Annotated in this window: 14 protein-coding genes; 2 read left to right on the forward strand and 12 right to left on the reverse strand. The window is 59.2% G+C overall.

Going from position 1 to position 20,093, the window contains the following annotated elements; genetic code table 11:
• The 10 genes from CX511_RS24885 to CX511_RS24930 all read right to left on the reverse strand — a co-directional run bounded on the left by CX511_RS24885 (position 1) and on the right by CX511_RS24930 (position 13,870).
• Positions 1 to 3,054: an efflux RND transporter permease subunit gene (locus CX511_RS24885; protein WP_045181623.1), complete on the reverse strand. Its 3,054-nt coding sequence runs from the start codon at positions 3,052 to 3,054 to the stop codon at positions 1 to 3.
• Positions 3,051 to 4,121: an efflux RND transporter periplasmic adaptor subunit gene (locus tag CX511_RS24890; protein ID WP_101293165.1), complete on the reverse strand. Its 1,071-nt coding sequence runs from the start codon at positions 4,119 to 4,121 to the stop codon at positions 3,051 to 3,053. Before CX511_RS24890 ends, CX511_RS24885 begins: the two co-directional genes overlap by 4 nt.
• Complete coding sequence (locus CX511_RS24895) at positions 4,118 to 5,209, reverse strand: efflux RND transporter periplasmic adaptor subunit (protein ID WP_101293166.1); 1,092 nt, start codon at positions 5,207 to 5,209, stop codon at positions 4,118 to 4,120. Before CX511_RS24895 ends, CX511_RS24890 begins: the two co-directional genes overlap by 4 nt.
• A gap of 368 nt (positions 5,210 to 5,577) precedes the next feature.
• The gene (locus tag CX511_RS24900; protein ID WP_045181618.1) at positions 5,578 to 6,468 is read right to left on the reverse strand and encodes an ABC transporter permease subunit; all 891 of its coding nucleotides are present in this window, start codon (positions 6,466 to 6,468) and stop codon (positions 5,578 to 5,580) included.
• Positions 6,465 to 7,385, reverse strand: a complete 921-nt coding sequence (locus CX511_RS24905) for an ABC transporter permease subunit (RefSeq protein WP_045181615.1) — start codon at positions 7,383 to 7,385, stop codon at positions 6,465 to 6,467. The genes CX511_RS24900 and CX511_RS24905 overlap by 4 nt, the downstream gene beginning before the upstream one ends.
• Positions 7,382 to 8,524, reverse strand: a complete 1,143-nt coding sequence (gene potA / locus CX511_RS24910) for a polyamine ABC transporter ATP-binding protein (RefSeq protein WP_045181612.1) — start codon at positions 8,522 to 8,524, stop codon at positions 7,382 to 7,384. The genes CX511_RS24905 and potA overlap by 4 nt, the downstream gene beginning before the upstream one ends.
• A gap of 59 nt (positions 8,525 to 8,583) precedes the next feature.
• Positions 8,584 to 9,678 carry a polyamine ABC transporter substrate-binding protein gene (locus tag CX511_RS24915; protein WP_045181609.1) on the reverse strand — a complete coding sequence of 365 codons (1,095 nt, stop codon included), beginning with the start codon at positions 9,676 to 9,678 and terminating at the stop codon, positions 8,584 to 8,586.
• Between the two features lie 162 nt (positions 9,679 to 9,840).
• A complete protein-coding gene (locus tag CX511_RS24920; RefSeq protein WP_045181606.1) occupies positions 9,841 to 10,938 on the reverse strand; it encodes a polyamine ABC transporter substrate-binding protein in 1,098 nt (365 codons plus the stop codon).
• 167 nt (positions 10,939 to 11,105) lie between these two features.
• Positions 11,106 to 12,464 carry an aspartate aminotransferase family protein gene (locus tag CX511_RS24925; protein ID WP_045181603.1) on the reverse strand — a complete coding sequence of 453 codons (1,359 nt, stop codon included), beginning with the start codon at positions 12,462 to 12,464 and terminating at the stop codon, positions 11,106 to 11,108.
• Between the two features lie 47 nt (positions 12,465 to 12,511).
• Complete coding sequence (locus tag CX511_RS24930) at positions 12,512 to 13,870, reverse strand: glutamine synthetase family protein (RefSeq protein ID WP_045181601.1); 1,359 nt, start codon at positions 13,868 to 13,870, stop codon at positions 12,512 to 12,514.
• Positions 13,871 to 14,451: 581 nt separating this feature from the next.
• Between CX511_RS24930 and CX511_RS24935 the strand changes: the two genes are divergently transcribed.
• Positions 14,452 to 15,828 (forward strand): glutamine synthetase family protein, encoded by a 1,377-nt coding sequence (locus tag CX511_RS24935; RefSeq protein ID WP_045181598.1) that lies wholly within the window; start codon positions 14,452 to 14,454, stop codon positions 15,826 to 15,828.
• Between the two features lie 172 nt (positions 15,829 to 16,000).
• Here CX511_RS24935 and argA read toward each other — a convergent pair whose 3' ends face one another.
• Both argA and argE read right to left on the reverse strand, forming a co-directional pair.
• On the reverse strand, positions 16,001 to 17,299 hold the full coding sequence (gene argA, locus CX511_RS24940; RefSeq protein WP_045181595.1) for an amino-acid N-acetyltransferase: 1,299 nt from the start codon (positions 17,297 to 17,299) through the stop codon (positions 16,001 to 16,003).
• Positions 17,300 to 17,414: 115 nt separating this feature from the next.
• A complete protein-coding gene (gene argE / locus CX511_RS24945) occupies positions 17,415 to 18,572 on the reverse strand; it encodes an acetylornithine deacetylase (RefSeq protein WP_101293167.1) in 1,158 nt (385 codons plus the stop codon).
• Between the two features lie 127 nt (positions 18,573 to 18,699).
• Here argE and CX511_RS24950 point away from each other — a divergent pair, with 127 nt between their 5' ends.
• Complete coding sequence (locus CX511_RS24950; RefSeq protein WP_045181591.1) at positions 18,700 to 20,091, forward strand: CYTH domain-containing protein; 1,392 nt, start codon at positions 18,700 to 18,702, stop codon at positions 20,089 to 20,091.
• Positions 20,092 to 20,093: the final 2 nt, after the last annotated feature.

The following is a 20,093-nucleotide window of genomic DNA, read 5'->3' on the forward strand; positions in this document are numbered from 1 at the left end:
TCACGCCTCGCTACCCTGCGGCTCCCTGATCTTGTACCAGGCCACATACAGCGCCGGCAGGAATAGCAACGTCAGCAAGGTGGCAACGATGATCCCGCCGATCATCGCGTAGGCCATCGGCCCCCAGAACACTTCGCGGGCGATCGGAATCATGCCCAGGCTCGCCGCCGCCGCAGTGAGCAGGATCGGTCGCCGACGATGGTTGGTGGCCTCAAGCACCGCCGCCCAAGGTGAAAAGCCCTGGGCCTCGTACTCGTCGATTTGGGTGACCAGAATCACCGAGTTGCGGATGATGATGCCGATCAGCGCGAGAATCCCCAGGATCGCCACAAAGCCCATTGGCGTTCCCGTCGGTACCAGCGCCAGCACTACCCCGATAAGCCCCAACGGCGCCACGCTGACCACCAGGAACAGCTTCTGCACGCTTTGCAGCTGAATCATCAGGAAGGTGCCCATCAAGAACAGCATCAGCGGGATAACCTTAGCGATCGGCCCCTGCGCCTTGCCACTCTCTTCCACGGTACCGCCAGTTTCCACGTAATAGCCCACTGGCAGCTTGCTGGCGAAATCGTCGATTTCAGGCTTGAGCTGATCGACCAGATCGGTCGGCTGGATCTCGCCACGCACCGAGGCCTTGATGGTGATGGTTGGTTTGCGGTCGCGACGCCACACCAAAGGCTGCTCCAGCTCGTAACGCACAGTGGCGAAGGCCAGCAGTGGGATCGACGTGCCGTTAGGCGTGACGATCTGCAGGTTCTGCAAGGTCTGCGGCGAACCACGTTCGGCATCTTCGGCGCGCGCCACGACATCGATCAGGTAGATGTTGTCATTCACCTCGGTAATCGGCGCGCCGGTGACGATGCTGTTCATCACCTGAGCCACGTCCTCGGACGACAGGCCGAGCTGACGCGCCTTGTCCTGGGCGATCTCAACCCTCAGTACCTTGCCCGGCTCGTTCCAGTCGTAAATCATCTCGCCGATATGCTCGTTGCGATCAAGCAGGGACGCCAGGGCAATGGCGTGCTTGCGCACTTCGTCGATGTCCTTGCCACTGACCCGGTACTGGATCGGCCGCCCTACCGGCGGGCCCATTTCCAGCGACTGGACGTTGGTGCCGATGCCGACGAAGTCCTCACGCAGGCGCTTGGTCAAACGCTTCATCAGCGTCTCACGGGATTCGAAGCCCTTACTGACGATGACCAACTGAGCGTAGTACGGGTTCTGCAGTTGCTGATCCAGTGGCAGGTAGAAACGAATCGCCCCCTGACCGATATAGGTACTCCAGCGCACGATATCCGGGTCGCCCTTGAGCGTCGCTTCAAGCTTGTCCACCGCCTTGCGGGTTTCCTCGATCGAGGCGTTTTGCGGCAAGTTGAGGTCGACGAGGATTTCCGGACGGTCCGAAGACGGGAAAAACTGGTTTTGCACAAAGCGCATGCAGAACACTGCCAGCACAAACAGCAGCACCGTGCCAATGATGGTCAGCCAGCGATTGCGCATGCACCACAGCAGACTGTGCTCGAACGCCTTGCCAACCCGTCCGGGTTCTTCGTTGTGCGGTTTGACCTTGGTACTGAGGATATGTACGCCCAGTACCGGGGCAAACAGAACCGCCACCACCCAGGACACCAACAAGGCCGCGGCAATCACCGCAAACAAGGTGTAGGTGTATTCGCCCGCCGAGCTGGCGTTAAGGCCGATCGGCACGAAGCCGGCCACTGTCACCAAGGTACCGGTGAGCATCGGGAAGGCGGTCGAGGTGTAGGCAAAGGTTGCCGCCTGCTCCTTGCTTTCCCCCATTTCCAGGCGTGTGACCATCACCTCCACGGTGATCATCGCATCGTCCACCAGCAAGCCCAGGGCGATGATCAACGCACCGAGGGAAATCCGCTGCATGGTGATGCCGCTGTACTCCATGAAGATGAAGACCATGGCCAGCACCAGCGGAATCGAGCAGGCAACCACCAAGCCGGCGCGCACACCCAGGCTGATGAAGCTCACGACCAAGACGATGATCACCGCCTCGAACAACGCACTGGTAAAGCCACCCACCGCTTCTTCGACTACCACAGCCTGGTCAGACACCGTGTGCACACCAACGCCGACGGGCAATTCAGCGACCACACTGTCCATCTTTTTATGCAGGTTGGCACCAAAGGCCTGAATATTGCCGCCGGCCTTCATGCCGATGGCCAGGCCAATGGCAGGCTCGCCGTTAAAGCGGAACATCGGCGCGGGTGGATCGACATAACCACGCTGGATTTCGGCAATGTCCGCCAGGCGGAAGAAGCGATCATTGATACGCAAGTTGACCGCTTCCAGGTCCTTCTCGGAGGCGAACTGGCCCGTGGTACGCACAGAAATGCGCTCAGGCCCTGCCTCGATCACCCCGGCCGGGGTCACCGCGTTCTGCGCCTGCAACGCTTGCAGCACCTGGCGCTGATCAATACCGAAGGAGGCCATTTTGCGCGTAGAGAAGTTCAAGTACAGCACTTCATCCTGGGTGCCAATCATCTCGACTTTACCCAAGTTAGGCACTTCGCGGATCTCGGCACGTACCTGTTCGACGTAATCACGCAACTGGCGCATGGTCAGGCCGTCGGCGGTAAAGGCGTAGATCGAACCGAAGACGTCGCCGAACTCATCGTTGAACGCCGGGCCCTGAATCCCCTGAGGGAATTGGCCGCGAATGTCCTGAATCTTCTTGCGCACCTGGTACCAAATCTGCGGAATGTCCTCAGCCTTGGTGGTATCGAGCAAGTTGACGTAGACCGTCGATTCACCCGGTCGGGTATAACTTTTCACATAGTCGAGCGAGTCCAGCTCTTCGAGCTTCTTCTCGATACGATCGGTGACCTGATAGAGGGTTTCATCCTGGGTCGCCCCAGGCCACCGGGTCTGGATCACCATGGTTTTGATGGTGAACGAGGGGTCTTCTTCACGCCCCAGGTTCATGTAGGAAAACACGCCCATCAGCAAGCCGACGAACATCAGGTACCAGACAAAGGATTGGTGCTTCAGCGCCCATTCCGACAGGTTGAAGCTTCCTTTCATTGCGGGTCTTCCTCGTCGACGATGACCTTCTGGCCCGATTTGAGACTGTTCACACCCGCTGTCACCACACGCTCACCGGCCTGTACGCCAGACGCCAGCACCACGGTGCCAGGCGTGCGTTCAAGTAGCTTCACATCTCGGGTAGCTACGGTTTTTTGCTGTGGATCGACGATCCATACACGGGTCTTGCCTTCACTCTCCAGCAACGCCGACGCGGGCAGCTCGCTGCGCGGTGACACGCTGGAGGTCAAGGTGACACTGATCGCTGTGCCCAGGCGGAAGGCATTGGGTGTTTGCGCCAGGGTAAGGCGTGCGCGACGGGTACGGGTGGTGGCATCCGCCTGGGGCTCAAGCTCACGCAGCGTCGCTGCGGTGTTGATGCTCGGGTCCAATTGCGAAGCCACTAGAAACTTCAGGTCTGGGGTCAGTTGCTCGGCCAGGTAGGTAGGTAAGTCGATAACCGCTTCCTTGATCTCCGGCCGCGCCAGGGTAACCACCGCTTCACCAGCGCTGACGGTCTGCCCCGCTTCGGCCTGCCAGTTGGTGACGACTGCGGCATGATCGCTGCGCAAATCGCTGTAACTGAGTTGGTCACGTGCCTGATCGACCGCCGCCCGAGCCTGTTCCAGGGAGGCGCCGGTAGTTTTCAGATCGGTCTGCGCGATATCCAGTTGTGCTTGGGCACCAACCCCACGGTCGAACAGCTGTTGCTGGCGGCGGGCATTGGCCTGGGCGTTGATCCACAGGGCCTGGACCTTGGCCAGGTCGCCCTCGGCGGCGCGTAACTGGTTGCGCTGGTCAGTAGGGTCGAGGCTCGCCAGCACATCACCCGCTTTCACCTGACTGCCGACATCAACCCAGCGCCGGGCAATCCGACCGGGTACGCGAAAGCCCAAGGTACTTTCGAAGCGCGCCTGGATGTTCCCGGCGAAGCGCCCAAGGTTGGCCTGCACCTGAGGCTCAACGATCACCGACAATACCGGGCGAACCGGATCCGGTGCCGCCGTCTCTTTTCCGCAACCAACCAATAGCAGAACACTGCCCAAAACAAGGGGAAGATATTTCATCGAGGCACCCCGATGTCCTTGAGCGGCGCAACTTCAACCTGCATGCCCGGATTGAGCAACTGCCCACCTGCCACCACCACTGTTTCCCCTCCCTTGAGGCCTTCGCCCACCACCACTTTTGAGGTGAGATAACGAATGACCTGAACCTTGCGCAAACTGACCTTGTTGCCTTCCCCCACCAACCATACGGCAGGATCGTGCAAGTCCTTGGTCAGGGCCGACCACGGCAGTTCGACGCTTGGCTTGCCCTGGACATTACCGGTGGCAGTGACCGGTGAGCCCAACTCCATACCCGGCGGTACATCGCGTAACGCCACCTTCACCTGCACCGTGCCGCTTTGCGCCGACACTGTCGGAGTGACTTCACGCAGTTGTCCCTGCGCGGTGATTTTCGGGTTGTCGACCAGACTGACCGTGATCGATTCATGGGTTGGAGGTGCGACCAGCAAGGCTTCATAGACGTTGAACACCGCATCGCGGTCGCCATCACGGGCCAGTGTAAAAATCGGCACAGTGGCTTGTACCACCTGGCCGACCTCGGCCTGGCGCTCGGTGATTACCCCATCTGCTTCAGCCACCAGAGCGGTATAGCTCAATTGATCGCGGGCATTGGCCAACTGCGCCTGGGCCGCCTTCAAAGCGCTCTGGCTGCTGCGCAACTGCGCCTGGGCCGAGTCATATTCGCTCTGGCTGGTATAACCCTTGGGCAACAGCTTCTGTTGGCGGATAAAAGCGGCGCTGGACTGCGTCACCCGCGCCTGCTCGGCGAACACCTCAGCCTTGGCCGAGTCGAGGTTCGCTTGTAAATCCTTGGGGTCGAGTTTGGCCAACACCTGATTGGCTTTCACGTGGTCACCAACGTCGACGCTACGGGAGATGATTTTGCCGCCCACGCGAAACGACAGATCGGTCTGCACCCGCGCCTGAACGTCGCCGGTCAGGGTCACGGACGCCGCGAAATCACTGGGTTCAACATGTTGTATAGCCACTCGGGGTAGCTCGGCTTCAACAGCTTTTTTCTCGCCGCAGCCGCTCAGCACGAGCAACAATCCCAGGCTGACGATCAATACAGGACGCAATACCGTCATGCAGGCTCCTTGCATGTGCCAATTCGATATAAAGATGCGAGTGTTAGCGTAGATCAGGGTTCCATCTGCCGCATGCGACAAAGGTAATTCATTCAAGCTTTTACAATCAGAAATACTTTATATCCGCTGACCACGCAAGGACGCACTGATGCTAATCAATCTGACAGGATGCGACCTGCAACTCGATTGTGCTGGAGAAGGAATTGAGACAGACCCGAGCGGTGGGTCAAGGGATGTTCGATGAGTCGGCCTGGCATTGGCCGGAGTAGGACCACAAGGGTCCAATCGCCGGCAAGGCCGGCTCCCACAATGTCTGGTCAATGCAGTACGTGTGGGAGCTGGTCTTGCCCGCGATGGAGTCTGTCAGATCACGCCGAAACAGGCGCCGGTGCGCGACGCACGTCTGGCTGTTTCCACGAATCGGCTGCGCTTTCCTCGATAGCCTGCTGGATCGCCCGACGACGACGCTCTTCAGCCCGACGGCTGAAGTACCAGACCATGAAGGTCACCAGCGATACCGACAGCAGGATCAGACTGGCCACTGCGTTGATTTCCGGCTTCACGCCCAGACGCACCGCGGAGAAGACTTCCATCGGCAAGGTGGTCGAGCCTGGACCGGACACGAAGCTGGCCAGTACCAGGTCATCCAGCGACAGGGCGAACGACATCATGCCGCCCGCCGCCAGCGATGGTGCGATCATCGGGATGGTGATCAGGAAGAACACCTTCCACGGCCGCGCACCGAGGTCCATGGCCGCTTCTTCGATCGACAGGTCAAGCTCGCGCAGGCGCGCCGACACCACCACGGCCACATAGGCCGCACAGAAGGTGGTATGGGCAATCCAGATGGTGACAATGCCACGCTCCTGCGGCCAGCCGATCATCTGCGCCATGGCCACGAACAGCAGCAACAGCGACAGACCGGTAATCACTTCAGGCATTACCAGCGGCGCGGTGACCAGGCCACCGAACAGGGTACGGCCCTTGAAGCGCGTCACCCGGGTCAGCACGAAGGCCGCCAGGGTGCCCAGCGCCACGGCGGCGATCGCGGTGTAGCAGGCGATCTCCAGCGAGCGCATCACCGAGCCCATCAGTTGGCTGTTGTCGAGCAGGCCGACATACCACTTCACCGACCAGCCGCCCCATACCGTTACCAGTTTGGAGGCGTTGAACGAATAGATCACCAGGATCAGCATGGGCAGGTAGATGAACAACAAGCCCAGCACCAACATCAGTTTGGAGAAACTGAAACGCTTCATGCCCGGCCCTCCATCTCTTTAGCCTGACTACGGTTGAAGAGCAGGATCGGCACGATCAGGATCGCCAGCATCACCACCGCCAGGGCGGACGCCACTGGCCAGTCACGGTTGTTGAAGAACTCTTGCCAGAGCACTTTACCAATCATCAGGGTTTCCGGACCGCCGAGCAGTTCCGGGATCACGAACTCACCGACCACCGGGATAAACACCAGCATGCAGCCCGCGATGATGCCGTTCTTCGACAGCGGCACAGTGATCTTCCAGAAGCTGTTGAAGGTGCTCGAACCCAGGTCCGAGGCAGCCTCAAGCAGGCTCTGGTCGTGTTTGACCAGGTTGGCATAGAGCGGCAGGATCATGAACGGCAGGTACGAATAGACCACTCCGATATACACCGCCAGGTTGGTGTTGAGGATCTGCAGCGGTTGATCGATCAGGCCCAGCCACATCAGGAAGCTGTTGAGCAGGCCGTTGTTGCTGAGAATGCCCATCCAGGCATACACACGAATCAGGATCGCGGTCCAGGTCGGCATCATGATCAGCAGCAACAGCACCGTCTGAGTCTCTTTGCGCGCGTTGGCAATGGCATAAGCCATCGGATAGCCAATCAGCAGGCACAACAGCGTGCTGAAGAAGGCCATCTTCAACGAACCCAGGTACGCGGCGATGTACAGCTCATCCTGAGTCAACAGGCCGTAGTTGGCCATGTTCAGGACCAGCTGAATCTTGTCTTCGACGTAGCTGTAGATTTCGGTGTATGGCGGGATCGCCACGTCTGCTTCGGCAAAGCTGATCTTCAGAACGATGAAGAACGGCAGCATGAAAAACAGGAACAGCCAAATGAACGGCACGCCGATGACGACATGACGCCCCTCGGGCTTTATTCGATTGAAGGCTCGCTTGAGCTTGCGCATGTTCATGACCGCAGTACCACGCCGCTATCGTCTTCCCACCAGACGTAAACCTGGTCGTCCCAGGTTGGACGGGTGCCCTGGCGCTCGGCGTTGGCAACGAACGACTGGACGATCTTGCCGCCTGGCAGCTCGACGTAGAACACCGAATGGCCACCCAGGTAGGCGATGTCGTGAACCTTGCCGCGCGACCAGTTGTGTTCGCAGGTCGGTTGTTCGGTGGTCACCAGCATTTTTTCTGGGCGCAGGGCGTAGGTGATGCGCTTGTCTTCCACCGAGGTGGTGACACCGTGGCCGACATAGATTTTGCGCTCAAGCTCTGGGGTGGCAATGACGGCGTGGCCTTCGGCATCTTCGACCACTTCACCGTCGAACAGGTTGACGTTGCCGATGAACTCGCAGACCAGACGACTGGTTGGCGTCTCGTAGATGTCGATCGGGCTGCCGATCTGGGCAATCCAGCCCAGGTGCATGATGGCGATGCGCTGGGCCATAGTCATGGCCTCTTCCTGATCGTGGGTCACCATGACACAGGTCACACCCACGCGCTCAATGATTTGCACCAATTCCAGCTGCATCTGCGAACGTAGCTTCTTGTCCAGCGCACCCATCGGCTCATCGAGCAGCAGCAGTTTCGGACGCTTGGCCAATGAACGGGCCAGAGCGACACGCTGACGCTGGCCACCGGAAAGCTGGTGCGGCTTGCGCTTGGCGTACTGGGTCATGTGCACCAGCTTGAGCATCTCGCCAACGCGGGCATCGATCTCGGCTTTGGGCATGCGGTCCTGCTGCAGGCCGAAGGCGATGTTCTGCGCCACGGTCATGTGCGGGAACAGCGCATAGGACTGGAACATCATGTTAATCGGCCGCTCGTACGGCGGCATGTCAGTGATGTCTACGCCATCGAGGAAAATTCGCCCCTCGGTTGGTCGCTCGAAACCAGCCAGCATGCGCAACAAGGTAGATTTGCCAGAGCCGGAGCCACCGAGCAAGGCGAAGATCTCGCCCTTCTTGATTTCCAGGGACACATCGTCCACGGCGATCGTTTCGTCGAACTTTTTTGTAACCCGGTCGATTTTGACCAGCACCTGTTTAGGTTGCTGGTCGCCCTCGAGGGCTTTCTTATAGGCACCGGAGGCAACAGCCATTTGTGAAACTCCCAACAAGATTTTTTGCGCCCGCCCCTGCCGTGACGGACCCTGGATATTTACTTGCCCGACTTGACCTTGGTCCAGCTACGGGTCATCAAACGTTGCACTTTGGGTGGTAACTCGGAGTTTACGTACAACTTGTCCAGCACTTCTTGCGGTGGGTAAACCGCTGCGTCGGTTCGCACGCTCTGGTCCATCAGATCGCCAGCCTTGGGGTTCGGGTTGGCATAACCGACGTAATCGCTCACCTGGGCTATCACCGCAGGTTCAAGCAAATAGTTGATGAAGGCATGGGCCTCTTTGACATTGGTGGAGTCCTTGGGGATCGCCAGCATGTCGAACCAGAGGTTGCCGCCTTCTTTGGGAATCACATAAGCCACATCCACGCCTTTGCCGGCTTCTTCAGCACGGGCCTTGGCCTGGAAGACATCACCGGAGAAACCGGCAGCGACACAGATGTCGCCGTTGGCGAGGTCCGAGATGTACTTGGAGGAATGGAAGTAGGTCACGTAAGGACGCACCGCCAGCAGCTTCTTCTCAGCGTCGGCGTAGTCCTTGGGATTGGTGCTGTTGGGGTTGCGGCCCATGTAGTTGAGCACCGCTGGAATCATCTCGTCAGCTGAGTCGAGGAAGGCGACGCCGCACTTGGAAAGCTTCTTGATGTTCTCCGGCTCGAACAGCATGGCCCAGGAGTCAATCTTGTCGGTGCCCAGTGCCGCCTTGACCTTCTCGACGTTGTAGCCGATGCCATTGGTGCCCCACAGGTAGGGGACAGCGTACTGGTTACCCGGATCGTTCTTTTCCAGACGCTTCATCAGCGCCGGGTCCAGGTTCGAATAGTTCGGCAGCAGCGCCTTGTCGAGCTTCTGGAACGCGCCCGCCTTGATCTGCTTACCGAGGAAATGGTTGGACGGCACCACTACGTCATAACCGGTACGACCGGCCAGCAATTTGCCTTCCAGGGTTTCGTTGGAATCAAAAACATCCTGCACCGGCTTGATGCCAGTGGCTTTTTCGAAGTCTGCGAGGGTGGTCTGCCCGATGTAATCCGACCAGTTATAAATGTGCACCGTGGGCGCCGCTTGGACGCTGATCGCCAGCGTCAGACCCGCTCCAGCCAGCATGGCCTTGCGAAAAGTAGAAATAGACAAGTGGGAGGTCCTCACATTAGTGCCAGTGGCAAACGGCAGAAACACCTGCCGTAAACACAAACCGGCGCGCAACTTACCTTCGATGCACTGTTGTCGCAAAAAAAATTTGTACTTAAATCATCCCTGGGCGTGATTTGCACCGCACCCAGGGACACAGCCGGCTTACTTGCCCGACTTGATCTTGGTCCAGCTACGGGTCAGGACTCGCTGGGCCGCAGCCGGCAAATCGCTGATCGCGTACAACTTGGCTTTCACATCAGCCGGCGGATAGATGCTCGGATCGCTGGAGATCTCTTTGTCCACCAGCGGGGTGGCCGCCTGGTTGCCGTTCGGGAATCGCACGGCATTAGTAATTTCAGCCATGATTTCTGGCTGCATCAGGAAGTCCATGAACTTGTACGCGGCGTCGACGTTGGCGGCATCCTTAGGAATGGCAACCATGTCGTAGAAAGTACCAGCGCCTTCTTTCGGAATGATGTAGTCGACTTTGACCTTGTCGCCAGCCTCGTGAGCACGCGCCTTGGATTGTTCCAGGTCACCCGAATAACCCACGGCGACGCAGATGTTGCCGTTGGCCATGTCCGAGATGTACTTGGACGAATGGAAGTAGGCGATCGAAGGACGGATCTTGAGGAACAAGGCTTCCGCTTCGGCCAGTTGTTTCTTGTCGGTGGAGTCGGTTGGGTAGCCCAAGTAGTGCAATGCTGCAGGGATCATTTCGGTTGGTGCATCGAGGAAGCTCACGCCGCAGCTTTTCAGCTTTTCCATGTTTTCCGGCTTGAACACCACGTCCCAGGAGTCGATTTTGTCGACGCCCAGTGCAGCCTTGACCTTCTCAGGGTTGTAACCGATGCCGATGGAGCCCCACATGTATGGGAAGGCGTGTTCGTTGCCCTTGTCGCTGGCATCGCCAACGGCCTTGAGCAGGTCGGTATCGAGGTTCTTCCAGTTCGGCAGCTTGGATTTGTCCAGCTTCTGGTAAACGTCAGCCTTGATCTGCTTGGCCAGGAAGTTGTTGGACGGCACGACCACGTCGTAGCCCGACTTGCCTGCCAGCAGTTTGGCTTCCAGGGTTTCGTTACTGTCGAAGACGTCGTAAACGACCTTGATGCCGGTTTGCTTTTCGAACTTGGCGACGGTGTCTGGTGCGATGTAGTCCGACCAGTTGTAAACGTGCAGCACTTTGTCATCCGCCTGAACAGCACTGGCCATGGCGCCCATCAAGGACACAGCCAACAACGTCTTGCCCAATTTCTTCATGCGTAATGCTCCAGAATTTTTTATTTAGCCATCTGTTCAGTGGCCGGCTCTTTACGGCGCAAGCAGGGCGACTGAAACAGTCGCTAGTCTGGCAAGTTCCAAGGCGCTCTTTCAACCAAAGCGCGCCTCGAAACTTGATGATGCCATTACGCTAGCCTAGCACTTGGCTATTTCAGCGCTTCGAGCGTCAAGTCCAGGCATTTGCGTGCCTTTTCCACCAGCTCGTCGATCTCTTCACGGCTGATGACCAACGGTGGTGCAATGATCATGGTGTCGCCTACCGCGCGCATGATCAAACCGTTGTCGAAGCAGAACTGGCGGCAGATCATGCCCGCGCCCTGGCCTTCGTAACGCGCCCGGGTGGCCTTGTCCTTGACCAGTTCAATGGCGCCGAGCATGCCCAGGCCACGCACTTCACCCACCAACGGGTGATCGTTAAGCTCACGCAGACGTTTCTGCAAATACGGTGCCGTTTCTTCGTGAACCCGCTCGATGATTTTCTCGTCGCGCAGAATTCGCAGGTTTTCCAGGCCCACGGCCGCCGCAACCGGGTGACCGGAGTAAGTGAAGCCGTGGTTGAAGTCACCGCCCTCGCTGACCACCTTGGCCACTTCGTCACGTACGATCACACCACCCATTGGGATGTAACCGGAAGTCAGGCCCTTGGCGATGGTCATCAGGTCAGGCTTGAGGTCGTAGTAATCGGAGCCGAACCATTCACCGGTACGCCCGAAACCACAGATCACTTCGTCAGCGATAAACAGAATCTCGTACTTGGCGAGGATCTCCTTGATCTTCGGCCAATAGGTGTCTGGCGGAATGATGACGCCGCCTGCGCCCTGGATCGGCTCGGCGATAAAGGCAGCGACGTTATCTTCGCCGACTTCGAGGATTTTCTTTTCCAGTTGTTCGGCCGCCCACACCCCGAACTCGTCCGGAGTCATGTCGCCGCCTTCACCGAACCAGTAAGGCTGCGGGATATGCACGATGCCTGGCAGTGTGCCGCTCTGCGCGTGCATACCGCTCATGCCACCCAGTGCGGCACCGGCCACGGTAGAACCGTGATAACCGTTGATGCGGCCAATGATTACCTGCTTTTGCGGCTTGCCCTTGACCGCCCAGTAGTGGCGGACCATACGCAAGTTGGTGTCATTACCTTCAGAGCCGGAGCCGGTAAAGAACACATGCGTCATACCTTCCGGAGCCACGGCAGAAACCGCCTTGGCCAACTCCAGCGCAGGTGGATGCGCGGTCTGGAAGAACAGGTTGTAGTACGGCAGCTCACGCATCTGCTTGGCTGCAACTTCAACCAGCTCTTCCCGACCGTAACCGACCGCCACACACCACAGACCAGCCATGCCATCGAGGATCTTGTTGCCCTCGCTGTCCCACAAGTGCACGCCTTCAGCCTTGGTGATGATGCGCGGCCCCTTCTCTTTCAGCTGTTTATAGTCACTGAAAGGCGCCAGGTGATGATCACGGCTCAGGTCTTGCCACTCGCGGGTTTGCGGGTTGTTGACACTCATGTGCTTCTCCGTTTTCTGACGGCCGCGGTCCTGCGGCTCCGGGTTGATCAGACGGCGAACAGCAGGAACTCACGTTCCCAGGAGCTGATTACGCGTTTGAAATTTTCATGTTCGGCGCGTTTGGTGGCGACGTAACCGGTGATGAATTTCTTGCCCAGGTACGGCTCCAGCGCCTTGCAGTTTTCCATGCGCTCCAGGGCGTCTTCGATGGTCAACGGCAGACGCAGATTGCGTCGTTCGTAACCACGGCCCTGCACCGGTGCGCTTGGTTTGATGCCTTCGACCATGCCGATATAGCCACACAGCAAGCTGGCAGCGATCGCCAGGTACGGGTTGGCATCGGCGCCTGGCAGACGGTTCTCGACCCGACGGTTTTGTGGGCCGGCATCCGGCACGCGCAGACCGACAGTACGATTCTCTTCACCCCACTCAACGTTCACTGGCGCCGAGGTATCGGGCAGGAAGCGGCGGAACGAGTTGACGTTCGGCGCGAACAGCGGCAACACCACAGGGATGAACTTCTGCAAACCGCCGACGTGGCTGAGGAACAGCTCGCTCATGCGCCCATCTTCAGTCGAGAAGATGTTCTTGCCGGTGTGCACGTCGATGATGCTCTGGTGCAGGTGCATGGCGCTGCCTGGCTCGCCAGTCATCGGCTTGGCCATGAAGGTGGCAGCGACGTTGTGCTTGAGCGCCGCTTCACGCATGGTCCGTTTGAACACCAGGATCTGGTCGGCCAACGCCAGGGCATTACCGTGACGGAAGTTGATTTCCATCTGCGCGGTGCCGTCTTCGTGGATCAGTGTGTCCAGGTCCAGGTTCTGCAACTCGCACCAGTCGTAGACGTCTTCGAACAGCGGGTCGAATTCGTTGGCGGCTTCAATAGAGAATGACTGGCGGCCAGTTTCCGGACGGCCAGAGCGGCCAATTGGCGGTTGCAGCGGGAAGTCAGGGTCTTCGCAACGCTTGGTCAGGTAGAACTCCATTTCTGGCGCCACGATCGGCTGCCAGCCCTTGTCGGCATAGAGTTTCAACACCTTCTTGAGCACGTTGCGCGGCGACAGCTCAACCGGGTTGCCCTGCTTATCGTAGGTATCGTGGATCACCTGAGCGGTCGGCTCGATGGCCCAAGGCACGAGAAACACCGCGTTCTCGTCAGGGCGGCAGATCATGTCGATGTCGGCCGGGTCCAGCAGTTCGTAATAGATGTCGTCATCGACGTAGTCGCCGGTAACGGTTTGCAGCAGGACACTCTCGGGCAAGCGCATGCCTTTTTCGGCAATGAACTTGTTGGTTGGAGAAATCTTGCCACGGGTGATCCCGGTGAGGTCGCTGATCAAGCACTCGACTTCGGTGATCTTGTGTTCTTTCAACCAATCGGTGAGCTGGTCGAGGTTGTTACTCATAAATACCTCAGGAGGTAAATGTCTGGACAGACGTCAGGACACCCGGAGTGGGCCGTCGCAGACATTCTGGATGCCTCGCGGAGCTAAAGCAAAAGCCACGCAGGGGCAAGCCGCGACGAGGGCCGCTATAGTGAAGGCAGAGGATATTCGAAGATGCAGCGACAACAGGCAGGCTGCCCGGGCCGTCAATTATTTCAGCCGGGTGAATGCGTACAGACGCATCGCGATAAGCGCTCGCGCAAATTGCGTGCAAACCGATCTGCGAGCGGCAGGCGGTGATGCCGGTTGTCGGCAGGCGTGACATATAACCCCCGGTATTATTGATGTTATGGGTTGCCACCGAGCTTAGCCTTGTTCATTTTTTTACACAACACCCCCGTAAAAAATAGAACACGGCCCGCTCAAAATCGCTCGTATGGTACGAAAGCAGTGATTGTCTGCGCCCTCAATTGCAGCAAAAATGCCGCTTGAGGGCCGTTTTAGGGCATCATGGGGTTGGCTTGACTTCGGTAGGGCTTTCCGATTGACTGGAGCTGCAAGCCCCCATTGATTGATATTTTTAACAACAAAGGTGTTGCATCATGTCGGTACCCCCGCGTGCCGTTCAGCTTAACGAAGCGAACGCGTTCCTTAAGGAACATCCTGAGGTTCTCTACGTTGACCTTCTGATTGCAGATATGAATGGTGTGGTGCGTGGCAAGCGCATCGAGCGCACCAGCCTCCACAAGGTTTACGAGAAAGGCATCAACCTGCCGGCCTCCCTCTTCGCATTGGATATCAACGGTTCGACGGTCGAAAGCACCGGTCTGGGCCTGGACATCGGCGATGCCGACCGTATTTGCTATCCAATCCCCGATACCCTGTCCAACGAGCCGTGGCAGAAGCGCCCTACCGCCCAGTTGCTGATGACCATGCACGAACTCGAAGGCGAGCCGTTCTTTGCCGACCCGCGCGAAGTGCTGCGCCAGGTAGTGAGCAAGTTCGACGAGATGGGTCTGACCATCTGCGCCGCCTTCGAGCTGGAGTTCTACCTGATCGACCAGGAGAACGTGAACGGCCGTCCACAACCGCCACGCTCGCCGATTTCCGGCAAACGTCCGATGTCGACCCAGGTTTACCTGATCGATGACCTGGACGAGTACGTCGACTGCCTGCAGGACATCCTCGAAGGCGCCAAGGAGCAGGGCATCCCTGCCGACGCTATCGTCAAGGAAAGCGCCCCGGCGCAGTTTGAAGTCAACCTGCACCACGTTGCCGACCCGATGAAGGCCTGCGACTACGCGGTACTGCTCAAGCGCCTGATCAAGAACATCGCCTACGACCATGAGATGGACACCACCTTCATGGCCAAGCCCTATCCGGGTCAGGCGGGTAATGGTCTGCACGTCCATATCTCGGTGCTGGACAAAGATGGCAAGAACATCTTCACCAGCGAGGATCCCGAGCAGAACGCCGCACTGCGTCACGCGATCGGCGGTGTGCTCGAGACCCTACCGGCGTCGATGGCGTTCCTGTGCCCGAACGTCAACTCGTATCGCCGTTTCGGTGCTCAGTTCTACGTGCCGAATTCGCCAAGCTGGGGCCTGGACAACCGGACCGTCGCCCTGCGCGTACCGACCGGCTCCCCAGACGCCGTGCGCATCGAACACCGCGTTGCCGGTGCCGATGCCAACCCGTACCTGCTGATGGCCGCCGTGCTGGCCGGTGTTCACCATGGTTTGACCAACAAGGTCGAGCCAGGCGCACCGACCGAAGGCAACTCCTACGAGCAGAACGAGCAGAGCCTGCCGAACAACTTGCGAGATGCCCTGCGTGAGTTGGACGACAGCGAGATCCTGGCCAAGTACATCGATCCGAAATACATCGATATCTTCGTGGCCTGTAAGGAAAGTGAGCTGGAGGAGTTCGAACACTCCATCTCCGACCTTGAGTACAACTGGTACCTGCATACCGTGTAAACGCGGTTGGGTGCTGGAATAAAAAACGCCGTCGTTCCTAGGCTCGACGGCGTTTTTTTATGCCTTTCAAGTGCCTCATCGCTGGCAAAGCCAGCCCCCACAAGGGATGGAGTACACCGAGCCCTGTGGGAGCTGGCTTTGCCGGCGATGGGCTACAAAGCAGCCCCAAAAACTACAAAGCCTTCTCGAAAATCTTCGAATTGCGCTGATAGTTATACAACGAAGCCCGCGCCGCAGGCAGTCGCTCGACACCGCTCGGCACGAAGCCTCGCTCCCGAAACCAGTGAGCAGTTCGGGTCGTCAGCACAAAGAGGGTATTGAGCCCCATCTCCCGCGCCCGCGTCTCGATGCGCTCAAGCAGCTCATCACCGCGGCCACCATGGCGATACTCGGGATTTACAGCCAGACACGCCAGCTCCCCGGCCTCGGAGTCGGCAATTGGATACAGCGCCGCACAGGCGATGATCATCCCTTCGCGCTCGACCACACTGAACTGCTCGATCTCACGTTCCAGCACTTCACGCGAACGACGCACCAGAATGCCCTGCTCTTCCAGCGGGCTGATCAGATCAAGCAAACCACCGACGTCTTCGATCGCCGCTTCACGCACCTTCTCGAACTGCTCCTGGGCCACCAGGGTACCGCCACCATCACGGGTAAACAGTTCGGTAAGCAAGGCGCCGTCCTCGGCATAACTGACGATATGGCTGCGTGCAACGCCACCACGGCAAGCCTCAGCAGCGGCATCAAGCAACTCGCCCTGATAGTCATTGCCCAAGCGTTGCAAATGCGCAGGTACCTGTTGCGGACGCAACTCACGCACCAGCCGGCCCTGCTCATCGAGCAAGCCGCGCTCGGCACCGAACAGCAACAACTTGTCAGCACCCAGTTCGATGGCGGCGCGGGTCGCGACGTCTTCGCAGGCCAAGTTGAAAATCTCACCGGTAGGCGAGTAGCCCAGCGGCGACAGCAAGACTATCGAGCGCTCATCGAGCAGGCGGTTGATGCCTTTGCGATCCACCCGACGCACTTCACCAGTGTGGTGATAGTCGACACCTTCAAGCACACCGATCGGCCGCGCAGTGACCAGGTTGCCGGCCGCCACGCGCAGGCGCGAACCCTGCATCGGCGAAGCGGCCATGTCCATCGACAGCCGCGCCTCGATGGCGATACGCAGGTGGCCCACGGCATCAATGACACACTCCAGGGTGGCCGCATCGGTGATGCGCATGCCGCGGTGGTAGTGCGGGGTCAGGCCACGATTGGCCAGACGGGTTTCGATCTGCGGACGTGAACCATGCACCAGCACCAGGCGAACGCCGAGGCTGTGCAGCAGGACCAGGTCGTGGACGATATTGCCGAAGTTGGGGTGCTCGACCCCGTCACCGGGCAGCATGACCACAAAGGTGCAGTCCCGGTGAGCATTGATGTAAGGCGAAGCATGACGCAGCCAGTTGACGTAATCGGGCATAACCACAGAGCCTGTAGAAAATGGGACAAGAACGGGAAAGCACACAGCGCTCGAAGGGTTATCGTCGGAACAGGCTTGGCGTCACGCGCAATCTCCTTTGGGAAAACGGCTGAACTCAGCGGGCAATTACCGGGCTCAGGCAATAATGTTCGATCAACTCACGCAATAGACGCACAGTAGGCTGCAAGCGTGACATTTCAAGGTATTCACCTGGCTGGTGAGCACAGGCAATGTCGCCTGGGCCAAGCACCAGGGTTTCGCAGCCCAGGCGCTGAAGATAAGGCGCTTCGGTGCCAAAGGCTACCGCTTCGGCGCGATGACCGGTTAGACGTTCGGCTAGCCGCACCAGTTCAGCGTCCGCAGCCTGCTCAAAGGGCGGTACCTCAGGAAACAGGGGAGCGTAGTCGATCTTCACCTGGTGTTGCTCGGCCAGTGGTGCAAGTTTCTGCCGGATGGCAGCACGCAGCGCCTCTGGGTCCATCCCCGGCAACGGCCGCAGGTCAAACTCCAGGGCGCACTGGCCACAGATCCGGTTGGGATTGTCACCGCCATGGATGCAGCCGAAGTTCAGGGTGGGTTGCGGCACGCTGAACTGGGCGTTGTTGAACTCTTTTTGCCATTGCTGACGCAGCTTCATCAATTCGCCCATCACCTGGTGCATGGCTTCCAGCGCGCTGTGGCCAAGACTCGGGTCCGACGAATGGCCGCTGCGACCAAGAATGTCGATACGGTCCATCATCACGCCTTTGTGCAGGCGGACCGGTTTGAGCCCGGTGGGCTCGCCGATCACTGCCGCCCGGCCCAGCGGGCGCCCTGCCTCGGCCAAGGCCCGGGCGCCAGACATCGAGCTTTCTTCATCACAGGTGGCAAGAATCAAGAGCGGCTGCTTGAAGTCATGCGCCAGCAACGGCTGCACCGACTCAATGATCAAGGCGAAGAAGCCTTTCATGTCGCAACTGCCCAGGCCAACCCAGCGCCCGTCGACTTCGGTCAACTTGAGTGGATCGGTCTGCCACAAGCCAGGATCATAGGGCACCGTGTCACTGTGACCGGCCAGCACCAGCCCACCGGGGCCCGTGCCGTAACTGGCCAGCAGATTGAATTTGCCCGGCGTTACCTGCTGGATATCGCAGGCAAAACCCAGGTCGCCCAGCCAACCCGCCAGCAGGTCGATCACCGCACGGTTGGATTGGTCCAGCGCAGCTTGGGTGCAACTGACCGAAGGCGCGGCAATCAGCGCGGCGAACTGGTCTTTGAGCGATGGCAAGGGCATGCGCGTTCTCCTCAGTGCGAAACCCATCATAGGGCCATCGGGCACCTGGAATAAACCGTCGGCGGCCGAGTCCTGTACACTGCACGGCCAAGACGCTCCCTGTCATACGAGCCTGGATTACCCAGCAATGCACAAAGAAACCGAAATCAAACTGCGGGTCAGCCGCGAGACCCTCGCCGCCCTGCGCGAACACCCATTGCTGAAGAAGCGCAACAAGTCTGGCTGGCAGCAGCGCGAACTGCTGAACCAGTACTTCGACACCCCGGAGCGTGACCTGGCCGCCGCCAAGGTCGCACTGCGCCTGCGCCGCGACGGCGAAGTGGTCATCCAGACCCTCAAGACCCGCGGCCAAAGCGTCGCGGGCTTGTCCCAGCGCAACGAGCACGAGTGGCAACTGCCCAAGGCCAAACTGGACCTGAAGAAGCTCGACGACGAATGCTGGCCAGCCGAACTCGCCGAGGTGGACAAGAAGGCCATCAAAGCGTTGTTCACCACCGATTTCACTCGCGAATACGCGGAAATCGCCTGGGGCCGTGGCAAGGCAAAAGTTGTAATTGAAGCCGCCCTGGACCTGGGCACTGTGGTCGCTGGCAAGCAGAAGGAAGAGATCTGCGAGCTAGAGCTTGAGCTGCGCGAAGGCGAGCCAGAAGCGTTACTGGAGTTGGCCGCCGAGCTGGCCGCGAGTCTGCCACTGTTCCCCTGCGACATCAGCAAGGCCGAGCGCGGTTATCGCCTGCTCGACCCGAGCAGCTACGCGCTGAGCCTGCCAGCTGCCGAACTGAGCGCTGAAATGTCGCTGGACGACGCCTTCGCCGCGCTGGCCTGGCAGTTGCTCGGCGCCAGCCAGCGTCTGGCCGAACAGTACCGCTTCAATGGCCACTGGCGCCTGCTGCAGGACTGGGTCGAATCCCTGGCTGAACTGCGCGCCATGGCCAGCAGCCTAGGCCAGGCTGCACCGCGTGCAACCACCCGTGCGCTGCGGGCCAGCCTCGACGCCCTGCTGGAAGACTGGCGCCCGCTGGTGCTGGCCGGCAACGACGACGAAGATGTCCGCCGCGCCGCGCCCGAGCAGTTCGCCGAAGAGCTGCTGGACACCCGTTGGGGGCAATTCTCCCTGGAAACCTCACGCTGGCTGCTGGCCCGTGGCTGGACGGTTGAGCGCAACAAGCGCGGCGATCGCCAAGGTGCCGCACAACTGGCCAACTGGCTGAACGTGCTGCTGGCCGATGAAGCCAAAGACCTGCAACTGCCGCTGTACCATCGCCAGCCGGAAGACCTGGCCGAACAGCTGCCACGTATCGAGCGCCTGCTGGCCTGGCTGCACCATGCCCGTCAGGTGCTGGAGAGCCCGGATCTGGACCGCCTGTTCGGTGAGCTGAACAAGCTGCACGAACTGGCCAACCTGCCGATCAGCGACGAAGTGGAAGCAGAGGTTCGCACTGAGGTCCTTGAAGCTCGTGCCGACCAAGCCATGGCTGTGTTCCAGAGCCGTGGCTGGAAGCACCTGCTGCGCAAGTAAAG

This window comes from Pseudomonas sp. S06B 330 (genome assembly GCF_002845275.2).
Taxonomy (GTDB): Bacteria; Pseudomonadota; Gammaproteobacteria; order Pseudomonadales; family Pseudomonadaceae; genus Aquipseudomonas.

Bases quoted from the DNA above. Each gene is read 5' to 3' on its own strand.
- CX511_RS24905 (WP_045181615.1), bottom strand. From the start codon at position 7,385: ATGAACATGCGCAAGCTCAAGCGAGCCTTCAATCGAATAAAGCCCGAG.
- CX511_RS24935 (WP_045181598.1), top strand. From the start codon at position 14,452: ATGTCGGTACCCCCGCGTGCCGTTCAGCTTAACGAAGCGAACGCGTTC.
- CX511_RS24925 (WP_045181603.1), bottom strand. From the start codon at position 12,464: ATGAGTGTCAACAACCCGCAAACCCGCGAGTGGCAAGACCTGAGCCGT.
- argA (WP_045181595.1), bottom strand. From the start codon at position 17,299: ATGCCCGATTACGTCAACTGGCTGCGTCATGCTTCGCCTTACATCAAT.
- potA (WP_045181612.1), bottom strand. From the start codon at position 8,524: ATGGCTGTTGCCTCCGGTGCCTATAAGAAAGCCCTCGAGGGCGACCAG.
- argE (WP_101293167.1), bottom strand. From the start codon at position 18,572: ATGCCCTTGCCATCGCTCAAAGACCAGTTCGCCGCGCTGATTGCCGCG.
- CX511_RS24900 (WP_045181618.1), bottom strand. From the start codon at position 6,468: ATGAAGCGTTTCAGTTTCTCCAAACTGATGTTGGTGCTGGGCTTGTTG.
- CX511_RS24895 (WP_101293166.1), bottom strand. From the start codon at position 5,209: ATGACGGTATTGCGTCCTGTATTGATCGTCAGCCTGGGATTGTTGCTC.
- CX511_RS24890 (WP_101293165.1), bottom strand. From the start codon at position 4,121: ATGAAATATCTTCCCCTTGTTTTGGGCAGTGTTCTGCTATTGGTTGGT.
- CX511_RS24930 (WP_045181601.1), bottom strand. From the start codon at position 13,870: ATGAGTAACAACCTCGACCAGCTCACCGATTGGTTGAAAGAACACAAG.
- CX511_RS24920 (WP_045181606.1), bottom strand. From the start codon at position 10,938: ATGAAGAAATTGGGCAAGACGTTGTTGGCTGTGTCCTTGATGGGCGCC.
- CX511_RS24885 (WP_045181623.1), bottom strand. From the start codon at position 3,054: ATGAAAGGAAGCTTCAACCTGTCGGAATGGGCGCTGAAGCACCAATCC.
- CX511_RS24950 (WP_045181591.1), top strand. From the start codon at position 18,700: ATGCACAAAGAAACCGAAATCAAACTGCGGGTCAGCCGCGAGACCCTC.